12 protein-coding genes are annotated in these 13,743 nt (G+C 66.5%); 8 read left to right on the plus strand and 4 right to left on the minus strand.

What is annotated here, in order from left to right:
- Positions 1–201: 201 nt before the first annotated feature.
- Positions 202–1,032, plus strand: a complete 831-nt coding sequence (locus ACFWB0_RS14535; protein WP_378491149.1) for a DUF3710 domain-containing protein — start codon at positions 202–204, stop codon at positions 1,030–1,032.
- A gap of 35 nt (positions 1,033–1,067) precedes the next feature.
- On the opposite strand, the gene ACFWB0_RS14540 is transcribed toward ACFWB0_RS14535, so the two are convergent.
- On the minus strand, positions 1,068–1,814 hold the full coding sequence (locus ACFWB0_RS14540; RefSeq protein WP_378491150.1) for an alpha/beta hydrolase: 747 nt from the start codon (positions 1,812–1,814) through the stop codon (positions 1,068–1,070).
- 149 nt (positions 1,815–1,963) lie between these two features.
- On the opposite strand from ACFWB0_RS14540, the gene ACFWB0_RS14545 reads away from it, so the two are divergent.
- Entirely contained in the window at positions 1,964–2,341 is a 378-nt protein-coding gene (locus tag ACFWB0_RS14545) for a DNA-binding protein (RefSeq protein WP_378491151.1), read from the plus strand.
- A 59-nt stretch (positions 2,342–2,400) separates the two neighbouring features.
- Positions 2,401–3,186 carry a DUF3159 domain-containing protein gene (locus ACFWB0_RS14550; protein ID WP_378491152.1) on the plus strand — a complete coding sequence of 262 codons (786 nt, stop codon included), beginning with the start codon at positions 2,401–2,403 and terminating at the stop codon, positions 3,184–3,186.
- Here the strand turns inward: ACFWB0_RS14550 and ACFWB0_RS14555 are convergent.
- Both ACFWB0_RS14555 and ACFWB0_RS14560 read right to left on the minus strand, forming a co-directional pair.
- A complete protein-coding gene (locus ACFWB0_RS14555; RefSeq protein WP_378491153.1) occupies positions 3,183–3,836 on the minus strand; it encodes a potassium channel family protein in 654 nt (217 codons plus the stop codon). The two genes, ACFWB0_RS14550 and ACFWB0_RS14555, sit on opposite strands and share 4 nt — an antisense overlap.
- Before the next feature lie 10 nt (positions 3,837–3,846).
- Entirely contained in the window at positions 3,847–4,515 is a 669-nt protein-coding gene (locus tag ACFWB0_RS14560) for a potassium channel family protein (protein WP_378491154.1), read from the minus strand.
- A gap of 120 nt (positions 4,516–4,635) precedes the next feature.
- Here ACFWB0_RS14560 and ACFWB0_RS14565 point away from each other — a divergent pair, with 120 nt between their 5' ends.
- The 5 genes from ACFWB0_RS14565 to dxs all read left to right on the plus strand — a co-directional run bounded on the left by ACFWB0_RS14565 (position 4,636) and on the right by dxs (position 12,223).
- Complete coding sequence (locus tag ACFWB0_RS14565) at positions 4,636–6,660, plus strand: APC family permease (RefSeq protein WP_378491155.1); 2,025 nt, start codon at positions 4,636–4,638, stop codon at positions 6,658–6,660.
- The gene (locus ACFWB0_RS14570; RefSeq protein ID WP_378491156.1) at positions 6,657–7,949 is read left to right on the plus strand and encodes a class I SAM-dependent RNA methyltransferase; all 1,293 of its coding nucleotides are present in this window, start codon (positions 6,657–6,659) and stop codon (positions 7,947–7,949) included. Before ACFWB0_RS14565 ends, ACFWB0_RS14570 begins: the two co-directional genes overlap by 4 nt.
- A 114-nt stretch (positions 7,950–8,063) precedes the next feature.
- On the plus strand, positions 8,064–8,549 hold the full coding sequence (locus tag ACFWB0_RS14575; RefSeq protein ID WP_378491157.1) for a MarR family winged helix-turn-helix transcriptional regulator: 486 nt from the start codon (positions 8,064–8,066) through the stop codon (positions 8,547–8,549).
- Entirely contained in the window at positions 8,546–10,165 is a 1,620-nt protein-coding gene (locus tag ACFWB0_RS14580) for an MDR family MFS transporter (RefSeq protein WP_378491158.1), read from the plus strand. The genes ACFWB0_RS14575 and ACFWB0_RS14580 overlap by 4 nt, the downstream gene beginning before the upstream one ends.
- Positions 10,166–10,315: 150 nt before the next feature.
- A complete protein-coding gene (gene dxs, locus ACFWB0_RS14585) occupies positions 10,316–12,223 on the plus strand; it encodes a 1-deoxy-D-xylulose-5-phosphate synthase (protein WP_378491159.1) in 1,908 nt (635 codons plus the stop codon).
- 3 nt (positions 12,224–12,226) lie between these two features.
- Here dxs and ACFWB0_RS14590 read toward each other — a convergent pair whose 3' ends face one another.
- Positions 12,227–13,624, minus strand: coding sequence for a sugar porter family MFS transporter (locus tag ACFWB0_RS14590; RefSeq protein WP_378491160.1), 1,398 nt, complete (start codon positions 13,622–13,624; stop codon positions 12,227–12,229).
- Positions 13,625–13,743: the final 119 nt, after the last annotated feature.

Raw genomic sequence — 13,743 nt, forward strand, 5'->3', positions numbered from 1 at the left:
TTACCCGTCTTGGTTATAACCACCACCCCCCCGCCGGCGCCGTCCTGGCCACGGGGGGCCCCCCACCCGCCCCGCGGCGCGCCGCGGGGCGCGCTCGGGGCTCTTGGGGGGTGCCCCGCGCCCCCCACGACACCACTCGTGGCGCCGGTGGTTACGGCTCGAGCGGCGGCCACGCCGGCCTGGTGAAGGAAGGGTCCTGACATGTTCGGACGACGACGCAAGAACCGCACCGACCACACCACTGACGCAACGACCGACGAATTCGAACGCATCGAGGGTTCCTACGCGGGCGACCACTCCGACGACGCTGCGTTTGCCGACGGTGGCCCGTACGACATCGACGAGATCGGTGAGGACGAGGTCGGAACGTCACGACTGGACCTCGGCTCGGTGCTCGTCCCGATTCCTCAGGGGGGTCAGATCCAGGTGGAGATGGCTCCCAACGGAAACCCGCAAGCCGTGCATCTGGTGACACAGCACGGCCGGATCACCGTCGCCGCCTATGCCGCGCCCAAGTCGCCCGGCCAGTGGCGTGAAGTGGCTGCCGAACTTTCCGAGACCCTGCGCAACGACAATGCGACCGTGAGCATGGAGACCGGACCGTGGGGCCGAGAGCTGCATGGGAGCACGCCGAACGCCGACATGCGGTTCATCGGCGTCGACGGCTACCGATGGATGATCCGCTGCGTCGCTGCGGGTCCGGCAGGAGCTGCTGAGGCGAATTCGCCACTGATCGCGGCGGCACACGCCGTGCTCGCCGACACCGTCGTGCGACGAGGTACGGAACCCCACCCGGTCCGCACACCGCTCCCGGTGGTCCTTCCCCAGGCGCTCGCCGATCAGCTCGCCGCTGCCGCTGCGCAGCAACAACAGCAACAGGCGGCGCGGCAGGCCGGTGGACAACAGCAGGGGCAGGTCAGGCCGCAACAGCAGGGAGCGCCGACGGCCGGACAGCAGGCTCCTCCCGCACGCCCGCAGCCGCGTCCCCGCACGGGCGGGTCGGGTTCGGCCATGCAGCAACTGGGCTTCTGACACCACAGTCGTCATGCCGGCGTGGTGCGCCACTCTCATGCCGGAGCGGTGGCCTTCTTCACCAGAAACGCCTCGTCGAGCGCCCCGAGGCAATGCTCGCCCAGTACTGCTGGATCGGTACCGACATCGTCCAGGGTGACGGTCGCCAGGGCCGCGAACGGAAGCTCGGTCGCCCATCTGCGCGCCACCTCGAGTGGATGTACCGCATCGTCGACCGCGGCGGCGATACCGACGGGCACTGTCACCGAGCGCAGTCCGTCGACGTCGAGTGCTCGGTAACCCGCGGCCTCGTCGAGCGCATCGGGGAGTGCCGGCCACTGGGCGCGCCACGAGCGTGACAGTGTGGCGCCCAGCCACGGGGGGCTCGACTCGACCATGTCGGCGGTGACGGGCTCGAGGCCGTGAGCACGGAGCTGCGATGCCGTCCACCGGGCGCTGGCAGCGGCGGGGGAGTCGTCGGGCGTCCCGGTCCAGGCGGGGAGAGCTGCAAGCACACCGACCGCGAGCTCCGGGTGCAGCGCTGCCCAGTGCAGTGCAACGGCTGCTCCGATGGAGACACCACCGATGAGGACGGGGCCGTCGAGGGCTGCGCGGTCCATTGCCGCGTAGTAGCTCGCGATCAGACCGCGAGGATCCGGTTCGACCGCAATCGTGGCGATGCCGCGCCGCTGCAGTGGGACGGTGAAGGCATCGTGGACGAACCGGGCATCGGACCCCGTCCCCGGTAGGACGACTGCGGTGACGGTGGTGTCGTACGGGGAGGCAGCAGAATCTCGCGACATGGATGAGATCCTGCCGAATCGATTCGACGGAGGTCGACCCGGCATGGTCGTCCACCCGGCGGATCGGTCAACAGTGGCGGATCGGTCTACAGTGGCGGACGAAGGAAGTGTCGCGGCGCGACCCGTGCCGCCCGTTTCAGGAGCGCACCATGGCATCCGCCGCAGCCGGATACATTCGCCGGCTCACTCGTCGCCTCACCGAGGATCTCGAAGAACTCGATGCGGAGGAGATGGCCGAATCATCACACGCGACGGGAGCGTTACCCGTTGTGTCCTGCACCCGAGGTCAGGAAGTGACGATGTTCGGGCGTCTGAGAAGTGTGGAATCCGCTTCGAAGGCTGCCTCCGCATCGGTCGAGGCGGAGTTCTTCGACGGCACCGATTCGATCCTGCTCGTGTGGATCGGGCGTCGGCGTATCCCCGGTATCGAACCGGGTAAGACGCTGCAGGTACGAGGACGGGTCGGCGAGCGTGGTGGCCGCAAGGTCATCTACAACCCGTACTACGAGCTCCGAGAGCCGGCCTGAACGACGTCCACGCTGTTCGAGGGGAAAACCGGGCGCTCGAGTGTGGCACCCTCGTAGACGTGAGTGATACCAGTCGGCAGACCCTTCTCGAACAACTCGGTGGACTCAGCGGGTTGGTGTATTCGACACTGCCGGTGCTGGTGTTCGTGCCGATCAACAGCGTGTGGGGTCTGACTGTCGCGATCTGGTCCGCGGTCGCGGTCGCCTGCGGTGTACTGGTGTGGCGGCTGATCCGACGGACACCGATCCAACCCGCGATCTCCGGTTTCATGGGCGTGGCCCTGTGTGCGTTCATCGCGCACCGGACCGGTGACGCCAAGGGATATTTCCTGTTCGGCATCTACGCGAGCCTGGTCTACGGTGGCGCGTTCGTGCTGTCGGTGCTGGTGCGACGACCTCTCGTCGGCGTGATCTGGGGGATGCTCAACGGTCAGGCCGCGCGCTGGCGTGCCCATCGCGACGCTGTGCGGGCCTACGACATCGCGACTGCAGCGTGGGCGCTGGTGTTCATTGCGCGCTACCTCGTGCAGAACCACCTCTATGACGAGGATCGGACCGGCTGGCTCGCCGCCGCTCGAATCGGTATGGGATGGCCGTTGACGGCGCTGGCGCTGCTCGTGACGTTCTGGGCGGTCAGGAAAGCCGACCGGATCGTGGAGCCGGCGGTGGACGAAGACCCGTCGGACACGGACACTGAGGGCAGGCCCGGCATGGACACTGAGGGCGGGCCCGGCATGGACACTGAGGGCGGGCCCGGCATGGACACTGAGGGCAGGCCCGGCACGGACACTGCAGCGGACATGGGTGCCGTACGCGACACACCCCCGCGGCACCACAAGCGTTAGCGCTCGATCAGGGCGCGAAGCTCGTCTTCGACCTCCTCTGCGGCGACGAACAGCAGTTCGTCGCCGCCCTCGAGCGGATCGTCCGCCTGTGGCACGATCACCCGGTCACCGCGCAGGATCGTCACGAGCGCGACGTCGCGGGGAAGCGCGAGCTTGCGGACCGCCTTGCCTGCCAGCGCGGTCGTGTCCGGCAACGTGATCTCGACGAGGTTCGCCCCCTTGCGCAGTGTCATCAGCCGAACGAGATCGCCTACCGAGACTGCTTCTTCGACGAGGGATGCCAGCATCCTCGGTGTGGACACGGCCACGTCGACGCCCCACGACTCGTCGAACAGCCATTCGTTGCGCGGGTCGTTGACCCGGGCCACGACACGCGCGACACCGAATTCCGTGGTGGCAAGCAGACTCAGCACGAGGTTGGCCTTGTCGTCGCCCGTTGCCGCGATCACGACGTCGTACCGTTCGAGTCCTGCGCTCTCGAGCAGGCTGAGTTCACAGGCATCGCCGTGGACCCATTTCGCATCGGGCACGGACCCGGGGTCGATGTGATCGAGTTTGCGTTCGACGAGCATCACCTCATGCTCGTTACGCAGTAGTTCGCGGGCGATGGAGCGTCCGACCGCGCCTGCACCTGCGATGACCACCTTCATCGGCATGTCCTCACTCGTCGTTCTCGGCGGGGGGATTCTCGGCCAGCGCAATCGATTCGGCAACGGCTCCCGAGACCGCCGCGATGTAGACCTGGTCGTCGGCCTGGATGAGGGTTTTCCGGTCGGGGAGGACGCCCGCACCGAATCGGATGAGGAATGCGACCCGCGCGCCGGTGGCAGCCTCGAGATCGGTGATCCGCCGACCTACCCACTCCTCGTGGACATTGACCTCGCAGACCGCGACGGAACCTGTCGGGTCACGCCAGCGCGCGTTCTCACTCTCGTGGGTCAGCGTGTGCAGGAGCCGATCGGTGGTCCAGGGCACCGTGGCGATGGTGGGAATGCCGAGCCGTTCGTACACGGCGGCGCGCTTTGCATCGTAGATCCGCGCGACAACACGTTCCACCCCGAATTTTTCGCGCGCGGTGCGCGCGGAGATGATGTTGGAGTTGTCCCCGGAGGAGACGGCGGCGAATGCGTCGGCACGCTCGATTCCGGCGTCGATCAGGACGTCACGATCGAATCCCATACCGACGACGGTGCGGCCGGGGAAGTCGTCGCCCAATCGGAGGAACGCCCCGGCGTCCCGGTCGATGACTGCAACGTCGTGACCCAGTCGGGTCAGCGCGGTGGCCACCGACGATCCCACCCGGCCGCAACCCATGACCACCACGTACACCGTGCACTCCGTTCGTCGGCCCGACCTGCCGAACGGAAACCGTACCGCTCCGACGGCAACATCGGGTGGAAGACCCGGACACCGGGTCGTGATGGGCCGGGTACGGCTTAGGCTGGGCCGGTGTCCAAGCTTTCCACCGCCACGAAGCGGCTTCTGCTGGGTCGGCCGTTTCGAAGCGACACCCTCGGACACACCTTGCTCCCCAAGCGCATCGCCCTACCCGTGTTCGCATCCGATGCCCTGTCGTCCATCGCGTACGCGCCGGAGGAGATCTTCCTCGTCCTGTCGGTTGCGGGTCTGTCGGCGTACGCCTTCACCCCGGGGGTCGGGATCGCGGTCGCTGTGGTGCTCGTCATCGTGGTGGCAAGTTACCGCCAGAATGTGCGTGCCTACCCGTCGGGTGGCGGCGACTACGAGGTCGCGGCGAAGAATCTCGGGCCCATCGCGGGGCTGACGGTCGGCAGTGCGCTGCTCGTCGACTACGTGCTGATTCTCGCGGTGTCGATTTCGTCGGCTGCGGCCAACATCGGTTCGGCGGTGCCCTTCGTCGCACAGAACAAGGTGCTGTTCGCGATCCTGGCGATCGGTGTTCTCACGGCCATGAATCTGCGGGGAATGCGGGAGTCGGGGACGGCGTTCGCGATCCCCACCTATGCGTTCATGGCGGCGATGTCGATCATGATCGTCTGGGGTTTCGTACAGATCTTCGTGCTCGGGCGCGACCTGCGCGCGGAGTCCGCCGACTTCGAACTTGTGGCGGAGCAAACGGATCTGACGGCGATCGCATTCGTGTTCCTCATCGCGCGAGCGTTCTCGTCCGGCTGCGCCGCCCTCACTGGTGTGGAGGCGATCAGCACGGGAGTGCCTGCGTTCCGCAAGCCGAAAGCGCGCAATGCCGCGACGACACTTCTGTTGCTGGGCGCGGTGGCGGTGCCGTTGTTTCTCGGGGTCGTGTTCCTTGCGGGCCGGATCGGTGTCGTGGTGGCGGAGCATCCCACCACTCAGTTGAGGGGTGCGCCGGACGGATATGAACAGAAGACGCTCGTCGCGCAACTCGCGCACGCGGTGTTCGCAGGTTTTCCCGTGGGTTTCTTCCTCGTCACGGTGGCCACGGTGTTGATCCTGTTGCTCGCGGCGAACACCGCGTTCAGCGGGTTCCCCGCGCTGGCCTCGGTGCTCGCGCAGGATCGGTATCTGCCGCGGCAATTGCACACTCGCGGTGACAAGTTGGCGTTCAGCAACGGGATTCTGTTCCTGTCGGGTGTGGCGGTCGTGTTCGTGTGGGTCTTCGATGCCCGGGTCACTCAGCTCATCCAGCTGTACATCGTCGGTGTGTTCGTCGCCTTCAGTCTCGGGCAGGCGGGCATGGTCCGGCACTGGACGCGGCACCTGGCGGTCGAAACCGAGATCTCCGAGCGGAGACGGATGATGCGTTCGCGCGCGATCAACGGTCTCGGGTTCGTTGCCACCACGGTGGTGTTGGTCATTGTGCTGGCCACGAAGATTGCGGGTGGGGCGTGGATCGCGGTCCTCATGATCCTGGCGATGTTCGGGCTGATGAAGGCGATCCGTCGTCACTACGAGAGCGTGGCCGCCGAGCTCGATGCAGCCGAATGGGACGGTGTGCTGCCGAGTCGCACGCATTCGATCGTGTTGGTGTCGACGCTGCACATGCCGACGCGCCGGGCGTTGGCATTCGCACGGGCGACGCGTCCCGACACGCTCGAGGCGATCACGGTCAACGTCGACGACGCGAGTACGCGTCAACTGGTCCGGGACTGGGATGCCAGCGACACCACGGTACCGTTGAAGGTCGTCGAGTCGCCGTATCGTGAGATCACCCGGCCGGTTCTGGACTACGTACGACGCGTACGGCGGGATTCTCCGCGCGATGTCGTCACCGTGTTCATTCCGGAGTATGTGGTCGGGCACTGGTGGGAGCAGATTCTCCACAACCAGAGTGCCCTGAGATTGAAGAGCCGTCTGCTCTTCCAGCCGGGAGTGATGGTCACGAGTGTGCCGTGGCAGCTGCGCTCGTCTGCGAAGGTGCCGAAGGATCGGATCGACACTGCGCCCGGGGCGATCCGCCGCGGGGTGGAGAACGAAGCGGGTCACCGGCCCGCAAAACAGGAGGAAGATCAGTGAGCCGCCAGGGGCAGCAGCGTGCAGGAACCGACTGGTCCGGGCAGCGGATCGAGGTGATGCTCGGTAATCCCGCGCACGGCGGCTTCTGCGTCGCTCGCCACGAGGGACGGGTGGTGTTCGTCCGGCACGGCCTGCCGGGGGAGCGGGTGTTCGCTGTCGTCACCGAGGACCGCGGAGGCTCTTTCTGTTTCGCCGACGCGGTGGAGATCCTGGAAGCGTCGGATGATCGTGTGGATCGTGTGTGCCCCATCTCCGGCCCCGGCGGCGCGGGATGTTGCGACATGTCGCACGCGACGCCGGCGGCGCAACGCGAGATCGCAGCGGCCGTGGTCGCTGAACAACTGCGTCGCCTCGGTGGTGTGGAGCGCGACGTTCTCGTCGAGGAAGTACCCGGCGGTGCGAGCGACGGTACGCGGTGGAGGACCCGGGTGCGGTTGGCGGTCGACGCTGCGGGTACACCGGGATATCGGCGTTACCACAGTAACGACGTGGTGCCGGACCTCGGTTGCACGCAGATCGATCCGCGCGCGTACACCGACTTGGTCGAACACGTGTGGCAGCCGGGTGCCGACCTGCAGGTCGTCCTGGACGCGGACGGGCAGCGACACGTGGTGGAGATCGCACCGCCGGTGGTGTCGCGTACCGGTCGGCGCAGCCCGGGCAGGCGCGGTGCGTCGGCGAGGCGCGCTGCGGTGAATGCACCGCGCGCGGAGAAGGTGGTCGAGGGATCCGGTAGGCCGGTGGAGCGGGTCGGGTCGCGGGAATGGCGGGTGGCGGCCACCGGGTTCTGGCAGGCCCACAGCGGGTCCGCGCAGACGTACTCGACCGTGGTGAGCGAATGGGCCGACGCCGCAGCCGGTGGCACCGTGTGGGACCTCTACGGTGGAGTCGGCGTGTTCGCCGCGGCAGTGGCCGGTCAGGTCGGTGCGTCCGGGCGGGTCGAGTCGGTGGAGTCGTCCCGGCAGGCAGTGGACGATGGTGCTGCTGCGCTTGCGGACCTGTCGCAAGTGTCGTTCCGGCACGGGCGGGTCGAGCGCGTCATCGGTGGGCTCGCGGAACCCGACGTGGTGATTCTCGATCCGCCGCGCGCAGGCGCAGGTAAGGACGTTGTCGCCGCGATAGCCCACGCGGCGCCCCGGCGCGTGATCCACGTCGGATGCGATCCGGCGTCGTTCGGGCGCGACGTGGGCCTCTATCGTGCCCAAGGCTTCGAGCTCGCGGATCTGCGGGCTTTCGCCGCATTCCCGTCGACGCACCACGTGGAGTGCCTCGCGCTGTTCACCCGCTGACGCTAGCCACCCCGTAACAGGGCTGTCCGATTCGCGAAGTAATTGCTTGCAGCATGCAACTAACTGTATAGTTGCATGCTGCAAGCAATTGACTCGTGTATTTCGGAGGTTCGCGTGACTGCTGTTCGAGCCGACACGGTGCACGCCCTGGCCGACGCAATCTTCCTGTTCGGCCGAACGCTACGCGCCGCGCTGACGCGTAGTGAGCCGGATCTCCTACCCAATGCCCTCGCCGCAGTGCTCTTCCTCCTGGCCCGCACCGGGCAGTGTCGTCCGAGTGAACTGGCCGCCGAGATGCACGTCGGTCAGTCGTCGCTCAGCAGGCACATCGGCGAACTCGTGGATCGCGGATTCGTCGACCGGCATCCGGACCCCGACGACAAGCGAGCGCACTTCGTGAGCTGTTCGTCCGCGGGCCTCGACATGCTGGCCGCCATTCGCGCTCGCCGCACCGAACGACTGGCCGCCCAGCTCGGCGACTGGAGCGAAGCGCAGGTCGCCGACGCTCTCGACGTCCTCGACCGACTCGACGCAGCCCTGCGCCCCATTGCCGCCACCGACGCGGCCACCACGATCGACGTACAAAGGACCTGTTCATGAGTACCACCGCAGTCACGGACGGCACTTCGCCGCCGCCCGGCACCGATCGGGACGCCGAGGCGCTCCTGACCCACCGCGAAATCCTCGCGATCCTCGCGGGCCTGCTCGCCGCATTGTTCACCGCATTGCTCAGTAGCACGATCGTCGCGACGGCGCTCCCGACGATCATCGCGGACCTGAAGGGCACCCAGACGCACTACGCATGGGTGATCACCGCAGCATTGCTCGCAAACGCCGCGTCCACCCCGATCTGGGGGAAGCTCTCCGACCTGTTCAACAAGAAGACGCTCGTCCAGCTGTCGATCCTGATCTTCGTCGGTGGATCCGTACTGGCCGGTGTCGCTCAGGACGTCAACGTCCTCCTCGGCGCACGCGTCATCCAGGGTATCGGCATGGGCGGTCTGACCGCGCTGGTCGTGGCGATCATCGGCAGTATCATTCCGCCGCGCGAACGCGGTCGGTACGCGGGATACATGGGTGCCGTCATGGCGGTGGCCATGTCGGGTGGTCCGGTGCTCGGCGGCGTGATCGTCGACAGCCCACTCGGGTGGCGCTGGTGCTTCTACGTGTGTGTCCCCCTCGCGGTCATCGCGTTGGTGCTTCTGCAGCGCACCCTGAAGATCGCGACGCAGCGCAAGACGAACGTGAAGATCGACTGGCTCGGTGCGACCTTGATCACCGCCGGTGTGAGTGTCCTGCTGATCTGGGTGTCGTTCGCAGGCAAGGAGGGCTACTACGAGTGGTTCTCCCTCGAGTCCGCCCTCTACGTCGCAGCCGGTCTGGGACTGCTCGCCGCGACCGTGTTCGTGGAATCGAAGGTCGCGGATCCGATCATCCCGCTGAAGATCATCACCGAGCGCACGACAGCGCTGGCGATCATCGCGTCGATCGCCGTCGGCGTCGGCCTGTTCGGTGCCACCACGTTCCTCACCCAGTACTTCCAGACGGCCCGGGGCTTCAGTCCGACCGCGGCGGGTCTGCTCACCATCCCGATGGTCGCGGGCACGTTGGTGTCGTCGATGGTGTCGGGACAGTTGATCACCCGGTTCGGCCATTGGAAGCCGTTCATCGTCGGCGGTGCCGTGCTCCAGTTCGTCGGGTTCGCGCTCCTCGGCACCCTCGATCACACCACCTCCTTGGTCGCCATCGGCGTCTACATCGCAATCGTGGGTCTCGGCACCGGCATGCTGATGCAGAACCTCGTCCTCGCTGTGCAGAACACCGTGAGTGTGAAGAACATCGGTGCAGCGAGCAGTTCGGTCGCGTTCTTTCGCACGTTCGGCGGCGCCATCGGCGTGTCGATCCTCGGCTCGATCCTGGCGGCGCGTGTCTCCACTCTCTCCGCGGATGGATTCACGAAACTCGGAATCGACCCCTCCGCGTCGGGTGGTGGCAGCGCGGGCCTGGACCTCGATGCGCTCCCTGTGCCCGTCGCCGAGGTCGTGCATACCGCCTACGGAGACGCCACGGGTACGCTCTTTCTCGTAGCCGCCGGGTTCGCACTCGTTACTCTGGTGGCAGTGGTGCTCATCCCCAACCGTGAGTTGCGCACCACGATCGACATCGTCGACGAGGAGCCTGCGACCGACCGTCGTACCCCGGCCGCCGAGGTGTAGCGAGACACCGAGCGAGGCGCACATGCGTCGCCCGAGCTGTACGTCTCGCGGGTGTGAGTGATGTGACGGTCCGAACCGTGCAACCGCTCCGTAGAATGCAGTAACTGCTCGCGCACCGTCGCGCGAATGATCCGGAGGGAGCTAGATCAGTTGGGTGTCCTGTCCCGCATCAAGTCACCCGACGATGTGCGTCGCCTCACGCCGAGTGAGGTCACCGACCTCGCAGGTGAGATCCGCGGCTTCCTCGTCGAGAAGGTGGCGGCAACCGGGGGGCACCTCGGACCCAACCTCGGTGTGGTCGAGCTGACGCTCGCGTTGCACCGTGTGTTCGACTCGCCGCACGACCCGATCCTGTTCGACACCGGCCATCAGGCCTACGTCCACAAGATCCTCACCGGTCGCAAAGACGATTTCGATACGCTGCGACAGCGTGGTGGTCTGTCCGGATACCCGTGCCGGGCCGAGAGCGAGCACGACTGGATCGAGTCGTCGCACGCCTCTGCCGCGCTGTCCTACGCCGACGGTCTCGCGAAGGCATACGAGCTCAGCCGTCAGGACCGCACGGTCGTCGCGGTGGTCGGAGACGGAGCGCTCACCGGCGGAATGTGCTGGGAGGCGCTCAACAACATCGCAGCAGGCAGCACGCGCTCGCTGGTCATGGTGGTCAACGACAACGGACGCTCGTACGCTCCGACGATCGGTGGCCTCGCCGAGCACCTGGCGGCGCTGCGTCTGCGGCCCGGCTACGAGCGTGCGCTCGACAACGGTCGCCGCATGGTCAAGAAGATCCCGTGGCTCGGTGCCGTGGCGTACTCCGTGTTGCACGGGATGAAGTCCGGGATCAAGGATGTGGTGAGCCCGCAGGTGTTGTTCACCGATCTCGGGATCAAGTACCTCGGACCGGTCGACGGCCACGACGAGCCCGCGCTCGAAGCTGCCCTGCGCCACGCGAAGGCATACGGCGGACCGGTGATCGTGCACGCGGTCACCAGGAAGGGTGCCGGGTATGCGCCGGCCGAGAACCACAAGGCCGATCAGATGCACGCCACCGGTGTGATGGACCCGCGAACGGGACGCGCAACGTCGTCGTCGAAACCGGACTGGACGTCGGTGTTCTCGGACGAACTCATCGCCCGCGCCGAGACTCGCGACGACATCGTCGCGATCACCGCCGCGATGGCCGGACCGACAGGGCTTGCGAAGTTCGGTGATCGATTCCCTGACCGGACCTTCGATGTGGGGATCGCCGAGCAGCACGCGGTGACCTCCGCAGCGGGTCTGGCCCTCGGCGGTATGCACCCCGTCGTCGCGCTGTATTCCACGTTCCTCAACCGGGCGTTCGACCAGCTCCTCATGGATGTGGCCCTGTTGAAACAGCCTGTGACGCTGGTTCTCGATCGAGCCGGGATCACGGGCACGGACGGGGCGAGCCACAACGGCATGTGGGACATGTCTCTTCTCGGCATCGTCCCCGGGATTCGCGTGGCAGCGCCGCGCGACGGAGCCACCCTCCGCGAGGAACTCGCCGAAGCCCTCGACATCGACGACGGCCCGACCGTCCTACGGTTCCCGAAGGGCGCCGTCGGCGACGACATCCCGGCGATCGAACGACTCGATGGCACGGTCGATGTGCTGCGGATGCCCGAGGTTCGGACAGGGGATGTCTTGTTCGTCGCGGTGGGAGCATTCGCATCCTTGGCACTCGACGCGGCCGACCGCCTCGCCAAGCAGGGCATCACCGCCGCGGTCGTCGATCCACGGTGGGTGCTCCCGGTTCCCGCCGCGGTGACCGATCTGGCAGCCGGTTTCCGCATCGTCGTCACCGTCGAGGACGGCGGGGTGCACGGGGGCGTGGGCTCTGCGGTGTCGTCGGCATTGCGCAGCAATGACATCGACGTGCCGACGCGCGACATCGCAGTACCCCAGGAGTTCCTCGACCACGCCACGCGTGGCGAGATCCATCAGGAGCTCGGTCTGACTGCGCAGGATGTCGCGCGTCAGGTCACCGGCTGGGTCGTGGGCCTCGACGACACTTCGGAGACGATCGCGCAACGCTGACTTTCACGTGCGCATATCCTCGAGTTCCATGCCCTTGGTCTCCGGGATCTTCGACTTGACGAAGAAGAAGGACAGCAGCGCGAAGAACGCGAACAACCCGTAGAGGAACCACAACCCGACCGACTCGGTGAGCGGTGGGAACGCAAGGGTGACGGCGAAGTTGGCGACCCAGTTGGCGGCGGTACTCAGACCGAGTGCCAGCGCTCGCATCCGGTTCGGGAACATCTCCCCGAGCATCACCCACATGATCGGGCCCCACGTGGCGGCGAAGAAGACCACGAACGCATTGGCTCCGATGAGTGCGACCGCGCCCCACGGGGCGGGTAGCTGTAGGTCCTCGCCGCTCCCGGTCGCCTGTGAGAATGCGACGGCGGCGAGCAGAAGGCTGACGAACATGCCGATCGACCCCACCATCAGCAGGGGGCGTCGGCCGATCTTGTCGACGAACAGGATCGCGACGAACGTCATGACGACATTGATGACGGCGGTGATCACGGATGTCGTGAACGACTGGTTCTCGCTGAACCCCACCGACTTCCACAGGGTCGTCGAATAGTAGAAGATCGCGTTGATGCCGACGAACTGCTGGAATACAGCCATCGTGATGCCGACCCACACCAGCGGTTGCAGCCCGAATGTCGGGCCACGGATGTCGTCCCACGACCGCGCTGTCTCGCGGCGCAGCGTCAGCCGGATCTCGGCCACACGTTCGTCCGGATGAAGGTCGCCGGTGACCTCGGCGAGAATCCGGGCGGCCTCCTCGTCGAGGTCCTTACCCACCAGGAAGCGCGGGGACTCCGGGATCATCAGAGCCAGTACGCCGTACACGATGGCGGGGACCACGCCCACGAGGAACATCCACCGCCACGCCTCCAGGGTCCACCACAGTTCGTTCGAGGCGCCGCCTGCGGCGTTCTGCAGGATCGCGTCGGACAGCAGAGCGGTGAAGATACCCAGCGTGATGGCGAGCTGTTGCAGCGACGCCAGGCTGCCGCGGTAACGCGCCGGTGCGATTTCCGAGATGTAGGTCGGCGCGATGACGGAGGCGATACCGATGCCGAGACCACCGAGCACGCGCCACAACATCAGGTCCGGGACGCTGAACGCGAGGCCCGAACCGATCGACGAGATGATGAACAGCGCAGAGCCGAGCAGCATGACCTTCTTGCGACCCCAACGGTCGGCGAGCTGGCCGGCGAACCAGGCACCGACGGCGCATCCGAGCAGGGCGATGGCGACAACGAATCCCGTGAAGAACGGTCCGAGCTCGAAATGCCCCTGGATGGAATCGACGGCTCCATTGATGACCGAGCTGTCGAAACCGAAGAGGAATCCACCGACCGCGGCGGCAATGGTCACGGCGATGACCTTGGCGACGTGTCCGTTCGAGGGCTGCGTCATGTGCACCTGCTCTCCGTGGGTACCGGCTTCGAAAGCGCTAGCGACAAACCGAATTCACGCTACGCCGTCGGGGCCCGCGCCGAGGGGGATCGAAGAACGAGGGGCGTGTCACCGACAGG

It is taken from the genome of Rhodococcus sp. NPDC060086 (assembly GCF_042730275.1).
Taxonomy (GTDB): domain Bacteria; phylum Actinomycetota; class Actinomycetes; order Mycobacteriales; family Mycobacteriaceae; genus Rhodococcus.